The organism is Pseudomonas sp. LSJ-87 (assembly GCF_032971465.1).
Classification (GTDB): domain Bacteria; phylum Pseudomonadota; class Gammaproteobacteria; order Pseudomonadales; family Pseudomonadaceae; genus Aquipseudomonas; species Aquipseudomonas putida_Z.
The window spans coordinates 82633-105990 of record NZ_JAWJYQ010000004.1 but is presented as its reverse complement, the minus strand read 5'-3'; the positions used below and the strand labels follow the sequence as shown (position 1 = coordinate 105990).

19 protein-coding genes are annotated in these 23358 nt (G+C 62.9%); 6 read left to right on the top strand and 13 right to left on the bottom strand.

Annotated features, from left to right (window positions below; genetic code table 11):
• Positions 1-39: 39 nt before the first annotated feature.
• From RYH74_RS05535 to acs, 7 genes are all read right to left on the bottom strand, one after another.
• Entirely contained in the window at positions 40-1260 is a 1221-nt protein-coding gene (locus RYH74_RS05535) for an aspartate aminotransferase family protein (protein ID WP_013973653.1), read from the bottom strand.
• A gap of 432 nt (positions 1261-1692) precedes the next feature.
• The gene (gene argR, locus RYH74_RS05530) at positions 1693-2673 is read right to left on the bottom strand and encodes a transcriptional regulator ArgR (protein ID WP_317409072.1); all 981 of its coding nucleotides are present in this window, start codon (positions 2671-2673) and stop codon (positions 1693-1695) included.
• 98 nt (positions 2674-2771) lie between these two features.
• Positions 2772-3536 (bottom strand): ABC transporter ATP-binding protein, encoded by a 765-nt coding sequence (locus RYH74_RS05525; protein WP_025340127.1) that lies wholly within the window; start codon positions 3534-3536, stop codon positions 2772-2774.
• 22 nt (positions 3537-3558) lie between these two features.
• The gene (locus tag RYH74_RS05520; protein ID WP_003260115.1) at positions 3559-4257 is read right to left on the bottom strand and encodes an ABC transporter permease; all 699 of its coding nucleotides are present in this window, start codon (positions 4255-4257) and stop codon (positions 3559-3561) included.
• Entirely contained in the window at positions 4254-4943 is a 690-nt protein-coding gene (locus tag RYH74_RS05515; RefSeq protein WP_003260113.1) for an ABC transporter permease, read from the bottom strand. The genes RYH74_RS05520 and RYH74_RS05515 overlap by 4 nt, the downstream gene beginning before the upstream one ends.
• 88 nt (positions 4944-5031) lie before the next feature.
• Positions 5032-5817 (bottom strand): ABC transporter substrate-binding protein, encoded by a 786-nt coding sequence (locus RYH74_RS05510; protein ID WP_075045965.1) that lies wholly within the window; start codon positions 5815-5817, stop codon positions 5032-5034.
• 628 nt (positions 5818-6445) lie between these two features.
• Positions 6446-8407: an acetate--CoA ligase gene (acs, locus tag RYH74_RS05505; protein WP_317409071.1), complete on the bottom strand. Its 1962-nt coding sequence runs from the start codon at positions 8405-8407 to the stop codon at positions 6446-6448.
• Between the two features lie 398 nt (positions 8408-8805).
• Here acs and RYH74_RS05500 point away from each other — a divergent pair, with 398 nt between their 5' ends.
• Complete coding sequence (locus RYH74_RS05500) at positions 8806-9060, top strand: DUF2790 domain-containing protein (RefSeq protein WP_003260110.1); 255 nt, start codon at positions 8806-8808, stop codon at positions 9058-9060.
• Between the two features lie 143 nt (positions 9061-9203).
• On the opposite strand, the gene RYH74_RS05495 is transcribed toward RYH74_RS05500, so the two are convergent.
• Positions 9204-10763, bottom strand: coding sequence for a sigma-54-dependent phenylalanine hydroxylase transcriptional regulator PhhR (locus RYH74_RS05495; RefSeq protein ID WP_024087504.1), 1560 nt, complete (start codon positions 10761-10763; stop codon positions 9204-9206).
• Positions 10764-11019: 256 nt separating this feature from the next.
• On the opposite strand from RYH74_RS05495, the gene phhA reads away from it, so the two are divergent.
• The 4 genes from phhA to RYH74_RS05475 all read left to right on the top strand — a co-directional run bounded on the left by phhA (position 11020) and on the right by RYH74_RS05475 (position 13897).
• Complete coding sequence (gene phhA / locus RYH74_RS05490; protein WP_025340130.1) at positions 11020-11808, top strand: phenylalanine 4-monooxygenase; 789 nt, start codon at positions 11020-11022, stop codon at positions 11806-11808.
• 39 nt (positions 11809-11847) lie between these two features.
• Positions 11848-12204 (top strand): 4a-hydroxytetrahydrobiopterin dehydratase, encoded by a 357-nt coding sequence (locus RYH74_RS05485; protein WP_003254532.1) that lies wholly within the window; start codon positions 11848-11850, stop codon positions 12202-12204.
• A 274-nt stretch (positions 12205-12478) separates the two neighbouring features.
• Positions 12479-12607 carry a hypothetical protein gene (locus tag RYH74_RS05480; RefSeq protein ID WP_015271274.1) on the top strand — a complete coding sequence of 43 codons (129 nt, stop codon included), beginning with the start codon at positions 12479-12481 and terminating at the stop codon, positions 12605-12607.
• A 90-nt stretch (positions 12608-12697) separates the two neighbouring features.
• Entirely contained in the window at positions 12698-13897 is a 1200-nt protein-coding gene (locus tag RYH74_RS05475; RefSeq protein WP_075045966.1) for an MFS transporter, read from the top strand.
• Positions 13898-14034: 137 nt separating this feature from the next.
• Here the strand turns inward: RYH74_RS05475 and RYH74_RS05470 are convergent, their stop codons facing one another.
• Positions 14035-17055: an FAD-binding and (Fe-S)-binding domain-containing protein gene (locus RYH74_RS05470; RefSeq protein WP_317409069.1), complete on the bottom strand. Its 3021-nt coding sequence runs from the start codon at positions 17053-17055 to the stop codon at positions 14035-14037.
• A gap of 152 nt (positions 17056-17207) precedes the next feature.
• On the opposite strand from RYH74_RS05470, the gene RYH74_RS05465 reads away from it, so the two are divergent.
• On the top strand, positions 17208-18092 hold the full coding sequence (locus RYH74_RS05465) for a LysR substrate-binding domain-containing protein (protein WP_013973663.1): 885 nt from the start codon (positions 17208-17210) through the stop codon (positions 18090-18092).
• A gap of 176 nt (positions 18093-18268) precedes the next feature.
• Here RYH74_RS05465 and RYH74_RS05460 read toward each other — a convergent pair whose 3' ends face one another.
• The 4 genes from RYH74_RS05460 to RYH74_RS05445 form a co-directional block, all read right to left on the bottom strand.
• Positions 18269-19687, bottom strand: a complete 1419-nt coding sequence (locus RYH74_RS05460; protein WP_161551429.1) for an amino acid permease — start codon at positions 19685-19687, stop codon at positions 18269-18271.
• A 725-nt stretch (positions 19688-20412) separates the two neighbouring features.
• Entirely contained in the window at positions 20413-21480 is a 1068-nt protein-coding gene (gene rluB, locus RYH74_RS05455; protein ID WP_075045968.1) for a 23S rRNA pseudouridine(2605) synthase RluB, read from the bottom strand.
• A 274-nt stretch (positions 21481-21754) separates the two neighbouring features.
• Entirely contained in the window at positions 21755-22525 is a 771-nt protein-coding gene (gene scpB / locus RYH74_RS05450; protein ID WP_061551279.1) for an SMC-Scp complex subunit ScpB, read from the bottom strand.
• Complete coding sequence (locus RYH74_RS05445) at positions 22512-23237, bottom strand: ScpA family protein (protein ID WP_317409116.1); 726 nt, start codon at positions 23235-23237, stop codon at positions 22512-22514. The genes scpB and RYH74_RS05445 overlap by 14 nt, the downstream gene beginning before the upstream one ends.
• Positions 23238-23358: the final 121 nt, after the last annotated feature.

Here is a 23358-nt window from a genome sequence, read left to right as displayed (position 1 = left end):
TGAGCCTGCACCGGGGCCGGCGAAGGAACCGCAGGCGGATCAGCCCTTGGTCAGGGTGGCCACGGCGCGCTCGAAGCGGTCCAGGCCTTCGTCGATGTCGGCGTCTTCAACCACCAGGCTTGGCGCGAAGCGGACCACGTCCGGGCCGGCCTGCAGCACCATCACGCCTTCTTTCTCGGCGGCGTTGAGCACGTCCTTGGCCTTGCCTTTCCAGGCCTCGGTCAGCACGCAGCCCAGCAGCAGGCCAACGCCACGCACCTGGCTGAACAGGTTGTACTTCTGGCCGATCTGCTCCAGGCGGACCTTGAAGCGCTCATGCTTGGCCTTGATGCCGGCCAGGGTTTCCGGGGTGTTGACCACGTCCAGCACCGCGCAGGCGACAGCGCAGCCCAGCGGGTTGCCGCCGTAGGTGGTGCCGTGGGTGCCGACGGCCAGGTGCTTGGCCAGCTCGGTGGTGGTCAGCATGGCACCGATCGGGAAACCGCCGCCCAGGCTCTTGGCGCTGGTCAGGATGTCCGGGGTAACGCCGTAGTGCTGGTAGGCATACAGCGAACCGGTACGGCCAACGCCGGTCTGCACTTCGTCGAAGATCAGCAGGGCGTTGTGTTCGTCACACAGTTTGCGCGCACCTTCCAGGTAGGCCTTGTCGGCCGGCACCACGCCGCTCTCGCCCTGGATCGGCTCGATCACCACGGCGCAGGTCTTGTCGGAAATCTGTGCCTTCAGCGCTTCCAGGTCGTTGTACGGCACATGGCTGATGCCGGTGATCTTCGGGCCGAAGCCATCGGAGTACTTCGGCTGGCCACCGACGCTGACGGTGAACAGGGTACGGCCGTGGAAGCTGTTCACGGTGGCGATGATTTCGTGCTTTTCCGGGCCGAAGCGGTCGTGGGCAACGCGACGGGCCAGCTTGAAGGCGGCCTCGTTGGACTCGGCGCCGGAGTTGCAGAAGAACGCACGGTCGGCAAAGGTGGCGTCCACCAGCTTGTGGGCCAGGCGCAGGGCCGGCTCGTTGGTGAACACGTTGGATACGTGCCAGAGGGTGTTGGCTTGCTCGGTCAGGGCCTTGACCAGTGCCGGGTGGCAGTGGCCCAGGGCGTTGACCGCGATGCCACCGGCAAAGTCGATCAATTCGCGACCCGACTGGTCCCAGACGCGGGAACCCTCGCCTCGCACAGGAATGAAGGCCGCCGGAGAATAGTTGGGGACCATGACCTGGTCGAAATCGGCACGTTGCACCGGGGCTTGCTCAACGGACATCTGAGTCTCCTGAAGAGGAACGCTGGCCTGGAAGTGGCGAGCGATGGGGGGATTGTAAGGACTGATCCGCGCCTGTCCTTGCGGCCAAGCGACAACTTGTTACAGCGCAAAACCCAGTTTTGACAAGGCTTTCGGCAATGCGACAAACACTGTCGCAATCGCGCAGTGTACGGGAGAGAGGGGGCTGGGTGAACGGGTGTACACATATAGAAGCGTGGTTGCCTGTACCGGCCGATTCGCGGGCACGCCCGCTCCCACCTGGACCGCACAGGCTTCAAACATCGCACAGACCTGCGGGAGAAAGGGCGCTGCCCGCACCGGCCTCTTCGCGGGTGAACCCGCTCCCACAGAACCTGTGCAAGATTCGAACGTTGTGCGACCCCTGTGGGAGCGGCTTCAGCCGCGAAAGGGCCGGCACAGGGTAAGGAAATGTCAGCCTTTTTCGGCAGGCGCCGAGCTCAGTTCGAACGGGCTGCTGCTACGCCGCTGGTTGCGATCCTCCCGCGGCGTTGCGCCAAAGAAGTTGCGGTAGGCACTGGAAAAATGCGGCCCCGAGGAGAAGCCGCAGGACAGCCCGATCTGGATGATCGACTTGCTGGTCTGCATCAGCATCTGCCGCGCCTTGTTCAGCCGCAGCTCCAGGTAGTACTGGCTCGGCACGCGGTTCAGGTACTGCTTGAAGATGCGCTCCAGCTGCCGGCGCGAAACGCACACGTGCTGGGCAATTTCGTCGGTGGTCAGCGGCTCTTCGATGTTGGCCTCCATCAGCAGCACCGCCTGGGTCAGCTTGGGGTGGCTGGAGCCCAGGCGGTTCTGCAGCGGAATGCGCTGGCGCTCGCCACCCTCGCGGATGCGCTCGACCACCAGTTCCTCCGACACTGCCCCGGCCAGCTCCGCACCGTGGTCACGGGCCAGCACCGCCAGCAGCAGGTCGGTAACGGCCATGCCGCCACAAGCGGTCAGGCGATCGCGGTCCCAGTCGAACAGGTGGCTGGTGGCGATCACCTTGGGGAAGCGCTCGGCAAAATCATCCTGCCAGCGCCAGTGCACCGCAGCCCGGTAACCGTCGAGCAGGCCCAGCATCGCCAAGGGGTAGACCCCAGCCGACAGGCCACCGATCATGCAGCCACTGCGCGCCAGCTGCTTGAGCGCCGCCGACAACGCAGCCCCCACCGCCGGTGGCTGCTCGTCAGCCAACAGGAACAGCTTTTGGCAGCCCTCAAGGCGGCCGTTCCACGGCTCGCCCGGCAGGCGCCAGCTGCCCTCTTGCGCCGGCTCCGCCTGCAGGAAGACCAGCTCGTAGGCCACCTCCGGGTGCACCCGCTGCGCCACCTGCAACATTTCCTCGGCCAGCGCCAGGGTCAAGGGCCGGGTGCTGGGCCAGATGAGAAAACCGATTCGCTGGGTGGTCATAGGGTGCGGTCCGAAACCTGAGGTCGTTCGAGTCTGTGCGCCGGGTCAGGCTGCGCTCGCCGCGCAGCATGCCCTATTCTGGTGCAAAATTGCAGTTTTTACTTCAGGCTGCCGGAGAGGAACTGCTTCAGGCGCTCCGACTGCGGGTTGGCCAGCACTTCACGCGGGCAGCCGGTTTCTTCCACCAGGCCCTTGTGCAGGAACACCAGCTGGTTGGACACCTCACGGGCGAAGCCCATTTCGTGGGTCACCACCACCATGGTGCGGCCTTCCTGGGCCAGCGCCTGCATCACCTTGAGCACATCGCCCACCAGTTCCGGGTCCAGCGCCGAGGTCGGCTCGTCGAACAGCATGACCTCCGGCTCCATGGCCAGCGCCCGGGCAATTGCCACACGCTGCTGCTCGCCGCCGGACATGTGCCCCGGGAAAGCGTCCTTGCGATGAGCGACACCCACCTTGGCCAGGTAGTGCTCGGCCTTTTCCAGGGCTTCCTTGCGGTTCACGCCCAGCACGTGCACCGGCGCTTCGATGATGTTTTCCAGCGCGGTCATGTGCGACCACAGGTTGAAGTGCTGGAAAACCATCGACAGGCGCGAGCGCATGCGCTGCAGCTGACGCGGGTCGGCGGCCTTGAGCGCGCCGTCCTTGCCCGGCACCAGCTTCAACTCTTCGTTGTTGAGCAGGATCTTGCCGGCGTGCGGCTGCTCCAGCAGGTTGATGCAGCGCAGGAAGGTCGACTTGCCCGAACCGCTGGAGCCGATGATGCTGATGACATCGCCTGCCTTGGCCGACAGGGACACGCCCTTGAGCACTTCATGGCTGCCGTAGCGCTTGTGCAGGTCTTGGACTTCGAGTTTGTACATGCTGTCGATTCTCACAAAGCGGTCAGTGCTTGCGCGGCGCCAGGTAGCCGAGCCAGCGGCGTTCGGCCATCTTGAACAGGCGCACCAGGATGAAGGTCAGGCACAGATAGAACACGCCCGCCGTGATATAGGCCTCGAAAGGCAGGTAGTACTGGGCATTGACCGTGCGCGCAGCGCCAGTGATGTCGATCAGGGTGACGATCGACGCCAGGCTGGTGGTCTGCAGCATCATGATCACTTCGTTGCTGTACTGCGGCAGCGCCCGGCGCAGGGCCGACGGCAGCAGGATGCGCCGGTACATCTTCATGCGCGACATGCCCATGGCCTTGGCCGCCTCGATTTCGCCATGCGGCGTGGCCTTGAGGCTGCCGGCGATGATTTCGGCGGTGTAGGCACTGGTGTTGATGCCGAACGCCAGGCAGGCGCAGAAGGTAGCGCTGGACAGCAGCGGCCACAGGAAGCTTTCGCGCACCGCCTCGAACTGCGCCAGGCCGTAGTAGATCAGGAACAGCTGCACCAGCATCGGCGTGCCGCGGATCACGTAGGTGTACAGCCACGCCACGAGATTGACCGCTGGCTGCTTGGACACCCGCATCAGGCCCAGCGGAATGGCCGCCAGCAGCCCGAAGAACAGCGAAATCGCCAGCAGCTTGAGGGTGGTCAGCAGGCCGCCGAAGTACATCGGCAGTGCCTCCCAGACGACGTTGTAGTCGAAGATCATAGTTCAGCCACCTTGACGCCAACCGAGTAGCGGCGCTCGAGATACTTCAGGGCCAGTAGCGAGATGCTGGTCAGCACCAGGTACAGGGCCGCCACCGCCAGGAAGAAGGTGAAAGGCTCGCGGGTGGCGTCGGCCGCCTGCTTGGCCTTGAACATCATGTCCTGCAGGCCCACTACCGAAATCAGCGCGGTGGCCTTGGTCAGCACCAGCCAGTTGTTGGTGAAGCCCGGGATCGCCAGGCGAATCATTTGCGGCACCTGGATGCGGAAGAACACCTGGCGGTTGCTCATGCCATACGCCACGCCCGCTTCGGCCTGGCCTTTCGGAATACCGAGGAACGCACCGCGGAAGGTTTCCGACAGGTAGGCACCAAAGATGAAGCCCAGGGTACCGATACCCGCGATCAGCGGATTCAGGTCGATGTAGTCTTCATAACCGAGCAGCGGCGCAACGCGGTTGATGATGTCCTGCCCGCCGTAGAAGATCAGCAGGATCAGGACCAGGTCCGGAATACCACGAATCACCGTGGAATACAGATCGCCCAGCCAGGCCAGCCAGCGCACCGGCGACAAGCGCAGCGCCACACCGATCAGGCCGAGCACGATGGCCAGGGCCATCGACGACAGGGCGAGCTGAAGCGTCAGCCACGCCCCGTCGAGGATGACTGCCCCGTAGCCTTTCAACATGATGAGGTCCTCGACCTAGAGAATGAAAAATGGTGCAAACCTCAGAGCCTCTGCTGTTTGCACCATTGCACAGGTGAAACCCGACGTCTTAGTTCGAGTCTGGACCGTAGATGTCGAAGTTGAAGTACTTCTTCTCGATTTCTTTGTACTTGCCGTTGGCACGGATGGCATCGATGGCAGCGTTGATGCGGTCGACGTTGGCCTTGTCACCCTTGCGCACGGCAATACCGATGCCGTCACCGAAGTACTTGGCGTCGGTGAAGGAAGGGCCTACGAAGGCGAAGCCCTTGCCGGCGTCGGTCTTGAGGAAGCCGTCTTCCAGCAGGGTGGCGTCAGCCACGGTGCCATCGAGGCGGCCAGCTGCCACGTCCAGGTAGATTTCGTTCTGGGTGCCGTAAGGAACCACGGTGGCACCTTTGGCGCCCAGTACTTCCTTGGCGAAGCGGTCGTGGATCGAACCGCGCTGCACACCAATCTTCTTGCCCTTGAGCTCATCCAGGCTGTCGCTGACGGCGGTACCTTCCTTCATCACCAGGCGCGCCGGGGTCAGGTAGTAGCGCTTGGTGAAGTCGACCGATTTCTTGCGGTCTTCGGTGATCGACATGGACGACAGGATGGCGTCGATCTTGCGCACTTTCAGCGCCGGGATCAGGCCGTCGAACTCCTGCTCGACCCAGGTGCACTTGGCTTTCATCTCTTCGCACAGGGCGTTGCCGATGTCGTAGTCAAAACCGGCAATGCTGCCGTCTGGCTGCTTGAAGGCGAAGGGTGGGTAGGCGGCTTCGATGCCGATTTTCAGCGGTTTTTCATCGGCCTGCGACACCAGGGAAAACACAGACAGCGCCAGGGCGCCAAGCAGTGCGAGCTTCTTCATCAGGTAACTCCATCGGTACGGAGCAATACAAGGCAGGTAACGGCTGCCCGATATGCGAATGGGTACAACGCGAGCCGCGCAGGGTTCGACCAAGGTCGCAGACCACGAGCGAGTGAGTGGCATTTTAACGACAGCCCGGTAGTCGATATTTCTTCAAAGCGACAACTACTTACAGAAGCGCTTGAAACGGCAGCGGGCGATGTTGACAGCCATTGCAAAATATGCAAGAGCGCAAGAAATAGAACCTATAGTACTAGCAATTCCCGGGCCTATTATTGGCAAAGCCTTGTATTACGGCAAGTGCAGCGTGCCGTGTCGCAAAAAAGGCTGCGAAAACGCACTGAAACAGGCCGGATTTGTTTCCTGGCGCCCCGATATTGTGCGGCGCCGGTGACAGAACAGTTACCGATGAATGTCGGGTAACAGTAAAGCAAAAAACCCCGCCGGTTGCCCGGACGGGGTTTTTATTGGCTGATCTCACAGGTACAGCACACGCCTTACCCTGTGGGAGCGGCTTCAGCCGCGAACACCGGCAACGCCGGTGCCATCCACCGCGCTGGGTTCTTCGCGACTAAAGCCGCTACCACAGGGATCGCATAAAGCCGTCAGCATGCGCCCTGCTTCGCTATCAGGCCGAAGCCAGGCTCATGGCCTTGTGGGTATCGATCAGGTGCTGCACCACGCCCGGGTCGGCCAGGGTCGAGATATCGCCCAGGGCATCGTACTCACCCGTGGCAATCTTGCGCAGGATGCGGCGCATGATCTTGCCCGACCGGGTCTTCGGCAGCCCCGGCGCCCACTGGATCACATCTGGCGAGGCGATCGGGCCGATTTCCTTGCGCACCCAGTTCTTCAGCTCCAGGCGCAGCTGCTCGCTGGCCTCGATACCGGCGTTGAGGGTGACATACACATAGATGCCCTGCCCCTTGATGTCGTGCGGCACACCCACCACCGCGGCCTCGGCCACTTTCGCATGCGCCACCATGGCACTTTCGATCTCGGCAGTACCCATGCGGTGACCGGACACGTTCAGCACGTCATCCACGCGGCCGGTGATCCAGTAGTAGCCATCCTCGTCGCGGCGCGCACCGTCACCGGTGAAGTACATGCCACGGAAGGTCTTGAAGTAGGTATCGACGAAACGGTCGTGGTCGCCGTACAGCGAACGCGACTGGCCCGGCCAGGAATCGAGGATCACCAGGTTGCCTTCGGCAGCGCCCTCGATCAGGTTGCCCAGGTTGTCCACCAGCGCCGGCACCACGCCGAAGAACGGGCGGGTTGCCGAGCCCGGCTTGAGGCCGGTAGCGCCCGGCAGCGGGCTGATCAGGATGCCGCCGGTCTCGGTCTGCCACCAGGTGTCGACGATCGGGCACCGCTCCTTGCCCACCGTCTTGTAGTACCAGCTCCAGGCTTCGGGGTTGATCGGCTCACCCACCGAGCCCAGCAGGCGCAGGCTGGAGCCATCGGCACCTTCAACAGCAGCCTGCCCTTCGGCCATCATCGCGCGGATGGCGGTTGGCGCGGTGTACAGGATGTTGACCTTGTGCTTGTCGACGATCTTCGACACGCGGGTGATGTCGGGGTAGTTCGGCACGCCTTCGAACAGCAAGGTAGTGGCGCCGTTGGCCAGCGGGCCGTAGACGATGTAGCTGTGGCCGGTGACCCAACCCACGTCGGCGGTGCACCAGTACACCTCGCCCGGGCGATAGTCGAACACGCGCTCATGGGTCAGCGCGGCGTATACCAGGTAGCCGCCGGTGGTGTGCAGCACGCCCTTCGGCTTGCCGGTGGAGCCGGAGGTATAAAGGATGAACAGCGCTTCCTCGGCACCCATCTCTTTCGGCGCGCAGTGGCTGGAGGCGACTTTCATCAGGTCTTCGTACCAGATGTCGCGGTGCTGGTGCCAGGCAATGTCGCCACCGGTGCGCTTGCACACGATGATCTTCTGCACGCTGTTGGTTTCAGGGTTGGTCAGCGCCAGGTCGACGTTGGCCTTGAGCGGGGTACGTCGGCCACCGCGCACGCCTTCGTCGGCGGTAATCACGACCTTGGACTTGCAGTCGATGATACGGCCGGCCAGCGCCTCGGGCGAGAAGCCGCCGAACACCACCGAATGGATCGCACCGATACGGGCACAGGCCAGCATGGCGACCACGGCCTCGGGGATCATCGGCATATAGATGGTGACCACGTCACCCCGGTGCACATCCTGGCCACGCAGGGCGTTGGCGAACTTGCAGACCTGCTCGTGCAGTTCGCGGTAGGTGATGTTGCGGTGTTCGGAAGGGTCGTCGCCTTCCCAGATGATGGCCAACTGGTCGCCGCGCTCTTCGAGGTGGCGGTCCAGGCAGTTGGAGGAAACGTTCAGAGTGCCGTCGGCGAACCATTTGATATCGACGTGGTGGTCGTCGAAGGAGGTCTGCTTGACCTTGGTGAACGGCTTGATCCAGTCGATGCGCTGGGCCTGCTCGCGCCAGAAGCCGTCCGGGTTGATCACCGATTGCTGATACATGGCCTTGTAGGTGGCCTCGTCGGTCAGGGTGGTGGCCGCAACCTCGGGACGAACGGGATACAGTGGAGCCGCACTCATCTGTGTTACCTCGGTGTAATAGTTGTTTTTGTATGGAACCGTTTGTAACTGTACCAGAGCGACAAAAGCCATTCGACGTTGGTAGTAATTTGGTACGACCGTCCCGACAAAGCGCTCTGGCACGCACCTTACAGCCCTGGCGAGGAAAAAATGGGGCCCTTTACCAGAGGATTGTTACAGATTCTGCCAAAACACTTTATCAAAAGACCCACTGTTTCGGCCTTGGCCCCAGCCATAAAATTCACCTCGCCAGCAACGGCAAGGCGATTAACAACTGGTAACAGCCCCCACGAAGGCAAACGTTAATCCCCATCCAAACCCGATAGTTAAAACTAGCAATACTCGCGGCGCCATAAGCGCCGCGTGCCCCCTCACGACCTTAGACAGGTAAATTGAAAATGAAAGCTTTACTGGTATTGGTACTTGGCAGTCTTTGCGGCGCGGCGATGGCCGGCGAAGCCAAAGATGCCGAGCAGATTCCGGTTGAACAGTACAGTTACTCGCAGCACCTGGACATTGCCCGCGTCATTTCCATGAGCGAAGTGCCCAATGTGTGCGAAGTCGTGCCAGCCCGCATGACCTACGAGGACTCCAAGGGCCAGAAGCACATTCTCGAATACCGCGTGATGGGGAACGGCTGCTCGAACGGCTGATACCTTGTGAATTGGGGGCCCTGCGGGCCCCTTTCGCGGGCTTGCCCGCTCCCACAGCCTTGAATTTGGCGCGGTACCTGTGGGAGCGGGCAAGCCCGCGAAGAATATTGCACCTGATTAACAGGTTATTGACCAACCGCTTATTAATCTACCGACTTGCCCAACGAATAATCCCTCAACTTGTTGGCAATGGTCGTATGCGAAACACCCAGTCTTTTACCTAAAGCCCGACTACTCGGGAATTCCCCCATCAAACTTTCCAGCACCGCTTTTTCAAAGCGCCCGACAATCTGCGAAAGATCCCCGTCCAGCGAAAACTCACCCAGCGGTTGGCGCACACCGTAATCCGGCAAGCGTATATGTTCACTTTTGACCACGCCGCCTTCGCATAACGAAACCGCCTGGAACAACACGTTTTCCAACTGCCTTACATTACCCGGCCAATGATACTGGCCGAGTTTGTCCATCGCCGCCGGCGCCAGGCGCGGCATGGCGCAGCCAATCTGTCGGCTGGCCTGGTCGAGAAAGTGCTGCACCAGCCCTTCCAGGCCATCCATGCATTCGCGCAATGGCGGAATGTGCAGCGACAACACATTGAGCCGGTGATACAGGTCCTGACGAAACTCGCCACGGGCACACAATTCGGACAAATCCACCTGGGTCGCGCAGATCACCCGCACATCCAGGTACACCTCTTCATCGCTGCCGACACGACGGAAGCAGCCATCCTGCAGAAAACGCAGCAGCTTCACCTGCAGGCGCGGGCTCATCTCCCCTACCCCGTCAAGGAACAGCGTGCCACCGGCGGTCAGCTCCAGCAGCCCCAGCTTGCCCTCGGCCCGCGCCCCTTCGAATGCCCCGGGGCCGTAACCGAACAGCTCGGTCTCGGCCATCGACTCGGGCAACCCGGCGCAGTTGAGCGCCATCAGCGGTGACTGGCCGCGCGGGCTGGCCAAGTGGCAGGCACGCGCCAGCAACTCCTTGCCGGTGCCGGTCTCGCCCTCGATCAGCAATGGTGCGTCCAGCGGCGCCATGCGCCGCGCCTCGCGTACCACCGCAGCCATCACCCGCGAACTCTGGAAGATGCTGTCGAAACCGCGCAGCTCCTGCTTGCGCACGTTGTAGATGCGCTCACCGATACGGTCGGCACGGTGCAGGGTCAGCACCGCGCCAGCCAGCGCCTCGCTGTCGTCGTGCTCGGACTGCAGCGGCGCGATATCGGCCAGGAACACATCGCCCTTGACCTTGATGCGCAGGCCGTTGATACGCGACTTGTTGGCGCGCACCAGCTCTGGCAGGTCGAAGTCCTCCACATAGCGCGCCAGCGGCATGCCCGGCACCTCGTCCACCCGCACGCCCAGCAGCTGCGCAGCGGCCCGGTTGGCGGCGACGATGCTGCCACCCATGTCGATCGACAGCACCGGGAAGTCCAGCGCCCCCAGCAGCGCATTCAGCTCCATGTGCCGGCGCTCGCTGGGCATAAGCCCCACGCGCTTGACACCGAATACTCCGGCAATCGCCTCGAACTTCGGCCGCAGCGCCTGGAACTGCAGATTGATCAGGTTCGGGCAATGCAGGTAGATGGCGTTGCCATGGTCACCGCCCACCTCGCCGCGCAGCACGTTGATGCCGTACTCCACCAGCAGGTTGAGGATGTCGCGCAGGATGCCAATACGGTTCTGGCAATGCACTTTGATACGCATGAGGGCTCTCGAAGCGCCAATGTTTTTCAACACCGCGCGGAAAAGTCGTAAAGATAAGCTGACAAAAACAGCCGAAGCTTCAGCCAGATGCCTCGGATTTTCCGACACCTGCGCCTTTTTGTAAAATTATCGTTACGAAAACCTCGCCCAAAGCCAGCCCCGCCCACTGGCCTACCCCGTGCAAAGTGGCCAGTGAAGGGATATTCCTTAGGCATGTCCTGCACATAACAAGAAAAGCCCTCACCAGGAGAGCCACATGAAACAGACGCAATACGTGGCACGCGAGCCCGATGCGCATGGTTTTATCGATTACCCGCAGCAAGAGCATGCGGTATGGAACACCCTGATCACCCGTCAGCTGAAAGTGATCGAAGGCCGCGCGTGCCAGGAATACCTGGACGGCATCGACCAGCTCAAGCTGCCTCATGACCGTATTCCGCAACTGGGCGAGATCAACAAGGTGCTGGGCGCCACCACCGGTTGGCAGGTTGCCCGGGTCCCGGCGCTGATCCCCTTCCAGACCTTCTTCGAACTGCTGGCCAGCAAGCGCTTCCCGGTGGCCACCTTCATCCGCACCCCGGAAGAGCTGGACTACCTGCAAGAGCCCGATATCTTCCACGAGATCTTCGGCCACTGCCCGCTGCTGACCAACCCCTGGTTCGCCGAATTCACCCACACCTACGGCAAGCTCGGCCTGGCCGCGACCAAGGAACAACGCGTGTACCTGGCGCGCCTGTACTGGATGACTATCGAGTTCGGCCTGATGGAAACCGCGCAGGGCCGCAAGATCTATGGCGGCGGCATCCTCTCGTCGCCTAAGGAGACCGTCTACAGTCTGTCTGGCGAGCCCGAGCACCAGGCCTTCGACCCGATCGAGGCCATGCGCACACCGTATCGCATCGACATCCTGCAGCCACTGTATTTCGTGCTGCCGAACATGAAGTGCCTGTTCGACCTGGCCCACGAAGACATCATGGGCATGGTTCACAAAGCCATGCAGCTGGGCCTGCACGCACCGAAGTTTCCACCCAAGGTCGCGGCCTGAGCGACCTTGCCGATAACAACTCGAACCGGAAAACACCACATGAATGCCTTGAACCAAGCCCATTGCGAAGCCTGCCGCGCCGACGCACCAAAGGTCACCGACGAAGAGCTGGCCGAGCTGATTCGCGAAATCCCGGACTGGAACATCGAAGTACGTGACGGCCACATGGAGCTGGAACGCGTGTTCCTGTTCAAGAACTTCAAGCACGCCCTGGCGTTCACCAATGCCGTGGGCGAGATCGCCGAGGCCGAAGGCCACCACCCGGGCCTGCTGACCGAGTGGGGCAAGGTCACCGTGACTTGGTGGAGCCACTCGATCAAAGGCCTGCACCGCAATGACTTCATCATGTGCGCACGCACCGACAAGGTGGCGGAGACGGCTGAAGGCCGCAAGTAAGCACTGAGAAACTGGGGCCTGTGGGAGCGGGTTCACCCGCGAAGCAGACAACGCGGTGCATGGCACCGGCTTCGCCGGTGTTCGCGGGTAAACCCACTCCCACAGGGGCCCCAGTTTTTTGCAGGAAACATGTCCGCTGTTCGCCCGCAAAACCGACAAGCGACCGCTAAAAAATCCAAACTGTCATCCAGACTTGTGTATCCTGCCCCAGCTTTGCGAAGCTTCAAACGCGCCTGGCGCAGACTTTTCACTCACACTTGCGAGGAACGACGAGATGCATGAAATCCCGAATCTTCCCTTCCCAAGCCTGAACCCAGAAGAGCCAACCGTGACCGTTCACGCCGAACCGGCAGCTGCCGTCGAGCAGGATGGTGACGATCAATCCAGCGCTGACCAGGAATAACCGCGCATCCCCGACTGTGTGAAAACGGCTGACCTGCGGGCTACCCCCGTCATCACGTTTTCACACCGTCCAGAACCCACGTAGGCCCTCATGCCCCACTCACCGCGCCCCCTTGCGGTCACCCTGCAAGTCGTCTCCATCGTCCTCTTCACCTTCATCGGCTACCTGAACATCGGCATCCCGCTGGCCGTATTGCCCGGCTATGTGCACAACGATCTGGGCTTCAGTGCCGTGGTCGCGGGGCTGGTGATCAGCGTGCAGTACCTGGCCACCCTGCTCAGCCGCCCTACCGCCAGCCGCATCATCGACAACCACGGCAGCAAGAAGGCGGTCATGTATGGCTTGGTCGGCTGCGGGCTCAGCGGGGTGTTCATGCTGGCCTGCGCCTTCCTCACCCACCTGCCCTGGCTGAGCCTGGCCTGCCTGCTGGTCGGCCGCCTGGTACTTGGCAGTGCGGAAAGCCTGGTGGGCTCCGGTGCCATTGGCTGGGGCATCGGCCGCGTAGGTGCCGAAAACACGGCCAAGGTCATTTCCTGGAATGGCATCGCCAGCTATGGCGCGCTGGCCATCGGCGCTCCGTTGGGCGTGCTGATGGTCAAGAGCCTGGGCCTGTGGAGCATGGGCGTGAGCATCATCCTGCTGTGTGCGCTCGGGTTGCTGCTGGCCTGGCCCAAACAGGCCGCACCGATCGTCAGTGGCGTGCGCCTGCCGTTCCTGCGGGTGCTGGGCAAGGTGTTCCCGCACGGCTCGGGGCTTGCCCTGGGCTCGATCGGCTTTGGCACCATCGCCACCTTCATCACCTTGTATTACGCCAGCCGCGGCTGGGCCAATGCGGCACTGACGCTGAGCCTGTTCGGCGCCAGCTTCATCAGTGCGCGACTGCTGTTCGGCAACCTGATCAACCGGCTTGGCGGGTTCCGGGTGGCGATTGCCTGCCTGTCGGTGGAAACGCTCGGGCTGCTGATGCTGTGGCTGGCGCCCAGCGCCGAACTGGCGTTGGCGGGGGCCGCGCTGAGCGGGTTCGGCTTCTCGCTGGTGTTCCCGGCACTGGGGGTGGAGGCGGTGAACCAGGTGTCGGCGGCCAACCGCGGGGCGGCGGTGGGGGCTTATTCGCTGTTCATCGATTTGTCGTTGGGGGTGACCGGGCCGCTGGTTGGCGCGGTGGCGGCGGGGTTCGGGTTTGCTTCGATGTTTCTGTTTGCGGCAGCGGCGGCGGCTTGCGGGCTGGTGTTGAGCCTGTATCTGTATCGGCAGGCGCAGCGAAGGCGGGATCGCGCACAGGAAACCTGATTTATGTGACTGCCTGCACTGGCCCATCGCCGGCAAGCCAGCTCCCACAGGGTCCGCATGAACCAAGGCTGACGCTACACCTGTGGGAGCTGGCTTGCCGGCGATGGGCTGCAAGGCAGCCCCCGGGGCCCTGAAGGTCAGCGCTGGGCGTACTGCAGCACCACTTCCAGCGGGTGGCGCATCTGCCGCTCGGTCATGCGCTTGACCTGACTGCGGCACGAGTAACCGGTCGCCAGCGGCTCGCCTTCCTTGTCCAGCTTGGTCGCCCACGACTGCTCGAAGATGGTCCGCGAGGTGTCCTGGTTACGCGCCTCGTGCCCATAGGTACCCGACATACCGCAGCAGCCAGTCGCCTCGGTCACCAGCTTCAGGCCAAGGCGGGCGAACACCTGCTCCCACTGCCTGGTGCTGGCCGGCACGTTGGTCTTCTCGGTGCAGTGCGCCATCAGGCGGAAATTGCCCGGCGCGGTCGGTGCCTGCTCCGGCAGCACATCCATCAACCACTCCTGCGGCAACAGCACCTGCGGGCAGCCATCCAGGCCCGGCACTTTCTGGTACTCCTGGCGATACACCAGAGTCATCGCCGGGTCCAGGCCCACCAGCGGCACGCCGCACTCGGCCAGGGCCTTGAGCTGGGTGGCATTGCGGATCGCCGCCTTGGCGAACGCACCGAGGAAGCCCTGAACGTGCAGTGGCTTGCCGTTGGCACTGTACGGCGCCAGGAACACCCGGTGGCCCAGGCGGTGCGCCAGGTCGATGAAGGCCGACAGCAGCGGTGTCTCGAAGTAACGGGTAAAGGCATCCTGCACCAGCACGATGCTGCGCTCGCGCTGGGCCGGGGTCAGTTCACGCAGGGCCGGCACGCTGGCCACGCCGACGCGGCAGCGGGTCAGGGTGGCCTGGAAGTTGAAGCGGCTGATCAGCGGGCTGTCGACCATGCCGACCTTGTCGGCCAGCAGCTTGCTCACCCACTTCGAACCCATCACCGCGTTGTACAGCCCTGGCGCGTGGGCCAGGTACGGGATGGTGAACTCCAGCGAACCGATCAGGTAGTCACGCAGCGGGCGCTGGTAGCGGCCGTGGTACAGCTCGAGGAAGCGCGAGCGGAAGTCCGGCACGTTGACCTTGATCGGGCACTGCCCGGCGCACGACTTGCACGCCAGGCAGCCGGCCATGGCGTCATACACCTCATGGGAGAAGTCTTCCTGGCCCTGGCTGCGCGCGCGATTGTTGCGCAGGCGTGCCGGCAGGCCCTTGAGCCACGACACCTTGTTGCGCGCAGCCGCCAGCACGTCGATGTTGGCCTCGCCCTGCAAGCGCAGCCATTCGCGCATCAGCGAAGCACGGCCCTTGGGCGAATGCTGGCGTTCACGGGTGGCCTTCCACGACGGGCACATGGCGTCGTTGGGGTCGTAGTTGTAGCAGGCGCCGTTGCCGTTGCAGTGCACGGCGCTAGGGAAGTCCTGCCACACGCGTTCGTCGATGGTGCGGTCGAGGTCGCCGCGCAGGGTCACGCCATCGACCTTGGTCAGGCCTTCGGCGCTGTCTGGCGGGGTGCAGATCTTGCCCGGGTTGAGCTGGTTGTGCGGGTCGAAAGCGCCCTTCAGGCGCTGCAGCGCCGGGTACAGCTCGCCGAAGTACTCCGGCACGTATTCCGAACGCAGGCCCTTGCCGTGCTCGCCCCACAGCAAGCCGCCATAGCTTTTGGTCAGCGCCGCCACGGCGTCGGAAATCGGCTTGACCAGTGCGGCCTGGGCCGGGTCCTTCATGTCCAGTGCCGGGCGCACGTGCAGCACACCGGCATCGACGTGGCCGAACATGCCGTAGGCCAGGCCGTAGCCATCGAGCAGTGCACGGAAGTCGGCGATGTAGTCGGCCAGTTGCTCCGGCGGTACCGCGGTGTCTTCCACGAACGGTTGCGGGCGCACTTCGCCCTCGACGTTGCCCAGCAGGCCCACCGAACGTTTACGCATGGTGTAGACGCGGGTCACCGCCTCGGCGCCCTCGGCCAGGGTGTGGCCCAGGCGCTCGACGCTGGTGTCGCTCTGCAGGTGCTGGATGAACGCTTGCACCTTGGCATTGACCTCGGCCGGCTCGTCGCCGCAGAACTCCACCAGGTTGATGCCCAGGGTCGGGCGCTCGGGGTCGGCCGGGAAGTATTCGGCGACGCTGTGCCAGACGATGTCCTTCATCGCCAGCATCAGCACCTTGGAGTCGACGGTCTCGATCGACAGCGGCTTGTGCGCCATCAGCGCGTTGGCGTCACGCAGGGCATCCATGAAGCTGGTGTAGCGCACGTTGACCAGCACGGCGTACTTGGGGATCGGCAGCACATTGAGCTTGGCTTCGACCACATAGCCCAGCGAGCCCTCGGCACCGCACAGCACGCTGTTGAGGTTGAAGCGGCCCTGCTCGTCGCGCAGGTGCGCCAGGTCGTAGCCGGTCAGGCAACGGTTGAGCTTGGGGAAGGTGGTTTCGATGAGGTCGGCCTGGGTTTCCTGGATTTCCCGCGCCATGCGGTACACCTCGCCGACCCGGCCGGGCGCGGCACAGGCCTGCTCCAGCGCGGCATCGTCGATCGGCAGGCTGTGCAGGCGCTCGCCACCGAGCAGCACGCTGTGAAGCTCCAGTACGTGGTCGCGGGTCTTGCCATAGGTGCAGCTGCCCTGGCCACTGGCATCGGTGTTGATCATGCCGCCGACAGTGGCACGGTTGGAGGTGGACAGCTCGGGGGCGAAGAACAGCCCGTGTGGCTTGAGCGCGGCGTTGAGCTGGTCCTTGACGGTACCGGCCTGCACCCGCACCCAGCGTTCCTCGACGTTGATTTCGAGGATCTTGTTCATGTGCCGCGACAGGTCGACGACGATCCCGTCGGTCAGCGACTGCCCGTTGGTGCCGGTACCACCGCCGCGCGGGGTCAGCTTGACCTGCTGGAAGCGCTCCTCGGCCATCAGCGTGGCGACCCGCGCCACATCGTCGGCGTCCAGCGGGAACACCGCCGCCTGTGGCAAGCGCTGGTAGATCGAGTTGTCGGTGGCCAGCACCGTGCGGGTACCGTAGTCGGCACTGATCTGGCCACGGAAGCCGCTGTTGCGCAGGGCTTCGAGGAATTCGGGGTAGTTGGCGCTCGGGGCAACGGTCGGCAGCTGGGCGATCATCGAAGGATGGCCTCTTGATATTGGCTAATTCACGGGATTCCTGTCGTTCCGGCATGGGTGATGGCATGCGGAGGTGACGTGCAGGCCAATGTTCCTGTAGTTTTGCTTCAGGGGCAAACGGATAATCCTGCCGCTATTAATGACTTTCATGAATGAATTACCGCCATCTGACCCCATCCATGTCGCTGCTACTGGCTTTCGAGGCTGCCGCCCGGCATGAAAGCTACACCCGCGCCGCTGCCGAGCTGTCGCTGACCCAGAGCGCGGTCAGCCGCCAGGTGCAGGCGCTGGAGCAGCAACTGGGCCTGACCCTGTTCCGCCGCGAGGGGCGCCAGGTGCAGCTGACCGATGTCGGCCGCCTGTACCAGCGCGAGCTCAGCGAGGCACTTGGGCGCATCCGCAGCGCCACCTTGCAGGCATTGGCCTACCAGTCGGGGGTGGGCACCTTGCGCCTGGCCACCTTGCCCACCTTCGGCTCGAAATGGCTGCTGCCACGGCTGCACGCCTTCTACAGCGCCCACCCGGGCATGCTGGTGCACATACATTCACGCATCGAAGCCATCAACTTCGACACCAGCGAGATCGATGCCGCCATCGGCGTGGCCAGCCACGACCTGCCGGGGTTGATCTGCCATCGCCTGCATGCCGAGGAACTGGTGGTGATATTGCCGCCGGAGGCTGGCGCGGACAGCCAGGGCTGGAGCCCTGCACGCATCAGTGAAGAGGTGCTGCTGAATGTGGCCAACAACCCGCATGCCTGGGGCGAGTGGTTTTCGCACCATGGCCTGGCGCACCGGGCGATGCGCCTGGGGCCGAGCTTCGAGCTGACCTCACACCTGATCCAGGCGGTACGGGCCGGGATCGGCATCGGCCTGGTGCCGCGCATACTGGTGGAGGAAGAACTGGCCAAGGGTGAGCTGTACAGCCCCGGGGTGGCATTTGCCAGCCAGCGCAGTTATTACCTGATCTACCCGCCGCGCAATGAGGCGTTACCGTCGCTGCGGGCGTTTCGCAGTTGGTTGCTGGAGCAGATCTGATTTTTGCCTGTGCCGGCCTCTTCGCGGGTAAACCCGCTCCCACAGGTATAGCGCTGCTTTCAGGTCAGGTGATGTCCCTGTGGGAGCGGGTTTACCCGCGAAAAGGCCGGTACAGGCAATAAAAAACCCGAAGCCAGTTCCTGACTTCGGGTTATTTGTACGCTACCTGCAGCGCCTTACTTGGCCACGCTACCAGCAGCCCCAAGCGCCTGCGCCTTGCGGCGCGGCTTGACCATGTAGACCACGAACATGGCGAACAGCCACACCGGGATCGCATACACGGAAACCTGGATACCCGGGATCATCGCCATGATGCCCAGGATCAGCACCACGAACGCCAGGCAGATGTAGTTGCCATAGGGGTACCACAGCGCCTTGAACAGCGGCTTCTGGCCAGTGCGGTCCAGGTGCTGGCGGAACTTCAGGTGCGAGTAGCTGATCATCGCCCAGTTGATAACCAGGGTGGCCACCACCAGCGACATCAGCAGCTCCAGCGCGTTTTGCGGCATCAGGTAGTTGAGCAGCACCGCGATCAGCGTCACGCCTGCCGACGCCAGGATCGAGCGCACCGGCACACCGCGGCTGTCGACCTTGGCCAGCGACGCCGGGGCGTCACCTTGTTCGGCCATGCCCAGCAGCATGCGGGCGTTGCAGTAGGTGCCGCTGTTGTACACCGACAGCGCTGCAGTCAGGACCACAAAGTTCAGCAGGTGCGCAGCCACGTCACTGCCCAGCAGCGAGAACACCTGCACGAACGGGCTGCTGCCATAGCTGCCGCCGGAGGCATCGATGCTGGCGACCAGGTTGTCCCATGGGGTCAGCGACAGCAGCACCACCAGGGCACCGACATAGAAGATCAGGATACGGTAGATGACCTGGTTGATCGCCTTGGGGATCACGGTCTTCGGCTTGTCGGCCTCGGCAGCGGTGAAGCCGAGCATTTCCAGGCCACCGAAGGAGAACATGATGAAGGCCAGGGCCATCACCAGCCCGCTGACACCGTTCGGGAAGAAGCCGCCGTGCGACCACAGGTTGGCCACGGTGGCTTCAGGGCCGCCGCTGCCGCTGGTCAGCAGGTAGGCACCCAGGCCGATCATGCTGACGATGGCCACCACCTTGATGATGGCAAACCAGAATTCGGCCTCACCGAAGAACTTCACGTTCATCAGGTTGATGGCGTTGATCAGCACGAAGAACGCTGCCGCCGTGACCCAGGTAGGGATCTCCGGCCACCAGTAGTGGACATACTTGCCGACCGCCGAAAGCTCCGACATGCCCACCAGGATGTACAGCACCCAGCAGTTCCAGCCCGACAGGAAGCCGGCGAAACCACCCCAGTAGGTGTGGGCGAAATGGCTGAACGAGCCGGCCACCGGCTCTTCGACGATCATTTCGCCGAGCTGGCGCATGATCATAAAGGCGATGAAGCCGCAGATGGCGTAGCCAAGGATCATCGACGGGCCAGCGGATTTCATCACGCCTGCCGAGCCGAGGAACAGGCCGGTACCAATCGCACCGCCGAGGGCGATCAACTGAATATGGCGGTTCTTCAGGCCCCGCTTGAGCTCGCCTGAATGCATGTTTTGTCCACTCATGAACGAAGTCACCTGCATTGTTTTTATCTGTGACGGAATCGGACCCACCGCGCTCGTGGCGCAGCGGAATGGGCAAGGTGGTTACCTTGGGTTTCCTGACCTCAGGTGCCGCCGGGGCGGGTCAACCAGGCGTGATCAAGAGTGCGCGGTACGCAAGGGAGTCACAGGTAAAACGCGGCGCACTGTATACCCCTGCAAACGCGCAGGCGTCAACGCGTTGCATCGTTTCCTCGGGAAAAAACGCAGCGATCCTGTGGTGTGGGCCTTGAAAGGCGAAGTGATCGGCGTACATGGCGCCTCCATTTGTTGTTTTGTCAGCCTGGCTCTGTGGACAGGCTTTTGCACACGGCAATGGCGGCTATAACACCGTGGGGCGGGGCTTTGGGCAAGGGTGGGTGGGGCTTGGCTGGCTGTTTTGACGGGGAGTCGGCGGCAAGGTTTGTTTACACGATTCGACCTAATCTGAAATCCGGGCTGAAACCGACCACATTCGTACAATTTTCTTTACAGGGTGGTTCGGGAACTTGCCAGTCGTCCGAAAATTCTTTTTGTTCAATATCTTGGGGCCGCTTTGCGGCCCTTTCGCGACACAAGGCCGCTCCCACAGGTGACGCGTTTTCTGTGGGAGCGGCCTTGTGTCGCGATGGGCTGCACAGCAGCCCCAAAATCTGACAGGCATAAAAAACCAGCCCGAAGGCTGGTTTCTCGATTACCACACAGGCCAATCAACCACGCGGTTTGCCGCGGCCACGCCCTGCCGGCTTGTCACCTTCAGGCTTGGCCGGACGCTTGCGCATCTCGCTCGGGCGTTCGGCCACGGTGCTGCCACGGCCGGTCTTGCGCGGGGCCTCTTCACGCGGCTGGCGCGCCGGGCGTTCGCCAGCAGCAGCACCTTCGTGAGCCGGGCGCAGGTTGCGCACGCGCTCGCCACGGCCCAGCGGGCGGGTCGACTTGCGCTGCAGGCGCTCCATCTTGTCCTTGGCCTTGAGCTTCATGGCTGGCAGCGCCACCGGCTGCAGGCCCACTTCAGCAGCGAGGATGTCGATTTCGCCCTGGCTCATTTCACGCCAGCGGCCCATCGGCAGGTCGGAGTTGAGGAACACCGGGCCGAAACGCACGCGCTTCAGGCGGCTGACCACCATGCCCTGAGACTCCCACAGGCGACGCACTTCACGGTTGCGGCCTTCCATCACCACGCAGTGGTACCAGTGGTTGAAGCCTTCGCCACCTGGTGCCTTCTGGATGTCGGTGAACTTGGCCGGGCCATCTTCCAGCATCACGCCGGCCTTCAGGCGCTCGATCATCTCGTCGTCGACCTCACCACGCACACGTACCGCGTACTCACGGTCCATCTCGTAGGACGGGTGCATCAGGCGGTTGGCCAGTTCACCGTCGGTGGTGAACAGCAGCAGGCCGGTGGTGTTGATGTCGAGGCGGCCAATGTTGATCCAGCGGCCTTCTTTCGGCCGTGGCAGGCGGTCGAACACGGTCGGGCGACCTTCCGGGTCGTCACGGGTGCAGATTTCGCCATCGGGCTTGTTGTACATGATCACCCGGCGGGTGGCCTCGGCGGCCTCTTCGCGCTTGATCAGCTTGCCATCCACGGCAATGGCGTCGTGCAGGTCGACGCGCTGGCCGAGGGTGGCCTCGACGCCGTTGACCTTGATGCGGCCCTGGCTGATCCAGGCCTCGACGTCACGGCGCGAGCCAACGCCAATGCGCGCCAGCACTTTCTGCAGCTTTTCGCCGGATGGAGGGGTGATTTCGGTATCTTGCAGGTCTTGCTCACTCATCTGGGCACCTCCCGGTGTAGGAATGAAATAAGGGTTCTGGCGACGAACGCGCCAAAAGGCCGCGCATCATACGCGGTTCGGCGGGGGAACGCACTGGAGGGTAGAGGGTTTTGTGGGCTTTGCGAGGGGTTTCTGCCTAATGGTTATGTATTGGCAGTACCGGCCTCTTCGCGGGTAAACCCGCTCCCACAGGTACCGCATCACTCTCAGGACCTGTGATATCGCTGTGGGAGCGGGTTTACCCGCGAAAGGGCCAGCACAGACAACACAAGACTCAAGGCTGCACCTTGCCCTCTTCTTCCACAGCAGCCTCAGCCTCTTCCTCGCGCAAATCATCGAAATCGGTCTTCAGCCCCTCTTCCATCGCATCCAGCTCCACCAGCAGGCTACGGAAGCTGGTCTCCTCCTTCGGCTCGGCAACCTCTTCCTCTTCCCCAAGGCTGGCATCCGCCAATGCCTGCAGGTGCGCCGGCACTGGCGCATCATCCGGGTCGAGCAGCGGCTCGGGCTCCATCTCCCGCAGCTCGGCCAAGGCTGGCAGCTCGTCCAGGCTCTTGAGGTTGAAATGGTCGAGAAACGCCTTGGTAGTGGCGAACATCGCCGGCCGCCCGGGCACTTCGCGGTAGCCGACCACGCGGATCCACTCGCGCTCCATCAGGGTCTTGATGATGTTGCTGTTCACCGCTACGCCACGCACATCCTCGATTTCGCCACGGGTGATGGGCTGGCGGTAGGCGATCAGGGCCAGGGTTTCCAGCAGCGCGCGCGAGTAGCGCTGCGGGCGTTCTTCCCACAGGCGCCCGACCCACGGCGCAAAGTCCTCGCGAATCTGCAGGCGGTAACCGCTGGCCACCTCCTTGAGCTCGAAGGCACGGCCATTGCACGACTTGCCCAGCAGCTCCAGAGCCTGCCTGAAGACCTTGGGCTCCGGTCGCTCGGCTTCCTCGAACAGTTCGTACAGGCGCTCCAGGGATTGCGGCTTGCCCGAAGCCAGCAGGAAGGCTTCGATCAGCGACGCCAGGTCGCGGGGTTCATTCAGGTTCATCAGGTTCTTCAACAAGCGCGGGGCGAAGCCGCACGTGGATGGCGGCGAAGGGTTCATTCTGCACCAGTTCGATCAGCGATTCCTTCACCAGCTCGAGAATCGCCATGAACGTCACCACCACACCCAGCTTGCCCTCCTCGACGGCGAACAGCTCGACGAACGGCACGAAACCGCCGCCCTTCAGGCGTTCCAGCACCTGGCTCATGCGTTCGCGGGTGGACAAGGTCTCGCGGGTGATCTGATGGCTTTCGAACAGGTCGTTGCGGCGCATCACCTCGGCCATCGACACCAGCAGCTCCTCCAGGCTGACCTGGGGCAACAGCTTGCGCACCTTGGCCTGCGGCGCCTCCAGCCGCGGCACCACCACCTCGCGGCCAACCCGTGGCAATTCATCGATACCTTCGGCGGCGGCCTTGAAGCGCTCGTACTCCTGCAGCCGGCGGATCAGTTCGGCGCGCGGGTCGCCCTCCTCCTCCTCGACGTCGGCCGAGCGCGGCAGCAACATGCGCGACTTGATCTCGGCGAGCATGGCAGCCATCACCAGGTATTCGGCGGCCAGCTCCAGGCGCACGCTCTTCATCAGCTCCACGTAGCCCATGTACTGGCGGGTGATTTCCGCCACCGGGATGTCGAGGATGTCGATGTTCTGCTTGCGGATCAGGTACAGCAACAGGTCCAGCGGCCCTTCGAAGGCTTCGAGGATGACTTCCAGGGCGTCCGGCGGGATGTACAGGTCCAGCGGCAGCTCGGTCAGGGCTTCGCCATAGACCAGGGCCAATTGCAGTTGGCGAGGCACCTCGGCCTGTTCGGCCGGTGCCTCGGGCGTTTCCACC

What these genes read in the sequence shown, in the direction of transcription:
- RYH74_RS05535 (WP_013973653.1), bottom strand. Translation starts at nt 1,260, where the DNA reads ATGTCCGTTGAGCAAGCCCCGGTGCAACGTGCCGATTTCGACCAGGTC.
- argR (WP_317409072.1), bottom strand. Translation starts at nt 2,673, where the DNA reads ATGACCACCCAGCGAATCGGTTTTCTCATCTGGCCCAGCACCCGGCCC.
- RYH74_RS05525 (WP_025340127.1), bottom strand. Translation starts at nt 3,536, where the DNA reads ATGTACAAACTCGAAGTCCAAGACCTGCACAAGCGCTACGGCAGCCAT.
- RYH74_RS05520 (WP_003260115.1), bottom strand. Translation starts at nt 4,257, where the DNA reads ATGATCTTCGACTACAACGTCGTCTGGGAGGCACTGCCGATGTACTTC.
- RYH74_RS05515 (WP_003260113.1), bottom strand. Translation starts at nt 4,943, where the DNA reads ATGTTGAAAGGCTACGGGGCAGTCATCCTCGACGGGGCGTGGCTGACG.
- RYH74_RS05510 (WP_075045965.1), bottom strand. Translation starts at nt 5,817, where the DNA reads ATGAAGAAGCTCGCACTGCTTGGCGCCCTGGCGCTGTCTGTGTTTTCC.
- acs (WP_317409071.1), bottom strand. Translation starts at nt 8,407, where the DNA reads ATGAGTGCGGCTCCACTGTATCCCGTTCGTCCCGAGGTTGCGGCCACC.
- RYH74_RS05500 (WP_003260110.1), top strand. Translation starts at nt 8,806, where the DNA reads ATGAAAGCTTTACTGGTATTGGTACTTGGCAGTCTTTGCGGCGCGGCG.
- RYH74_RS05495 (WP_024087504.1), bottom strand. Translation starts at nt 10,763, where the DNA reads ATGCGTATCAAAGTGCATTGCCAGAACCGTATTGGCATCCTGCGCGAC.
- phhA (WP_025340130.1), top strand. Translation starts at nt 11,020, where the DNA reads ATGAAACAGACGCAATACGTGGCACGCGAGCCCGATGCGCATGGTTTT.
- RYH74_RS05485 (WP_003254532.1), top strand. Translation starts at nt 11,848, where the DNA reads ATGAATGCCTTGAACCAAGCCCATTGCGAAGCCTGCCGCGCCGACGCA.
- RYH74_RS05480 (WP_015271274.1), top strand. Translation starts at nt 12,479, where the DNA reads ATGCATGAAATCCCGAATCTTCCCTTCCCAAGCCTGAACCCAGAAGAG.
- RYH74_RS05475 (WP_075045966.1), top strand. Translation starts at nt 12,698, where the DNA reads ATGCCCCACTCACCGCGCCCCCTTGCGGTCACCCTGCAAGTCGTCTCC.
- RYH74_RS05470 (WP_317409069.1), bottom strand. Translation starts at nt 17,055, where the DNA reads ATGATCGCCCAGCTGCCGACCGTTGCCCCGAGCGCCAACTACCCCGAA.
- RYH74_RS05465 (WP_013973663.1), top strand. Translation starts at nt 17,208, where the DNA reads ATGAATTACCGCCATCTGACCCCATCCATGTCGCTGCTACTGGCTTTC.
- RYH74_RS05460 (WP_161551429.1), bottom strand. Translation starts at nt 19,687, where the DNA reads ATGAGTGGACAAAACATGCATTCAGGCGAGCTCAAGCGGGGCCTGAAG.
- rluB (WP_075045968.1), bottom strand. Translation starts at nt 21,480, where the DNA reads ATGAGTGAGCAAGACCTGCAAGATACCGAAATCACCCCTCCATCCGGC.
- scpB (WP_061551279.1), bottom strand. Translation starts at nt 22,525, where the DNA reads ATGAACCTGAATGAACCCCGCGACCTGGCGTCGCTGATCGAAGCCTTC.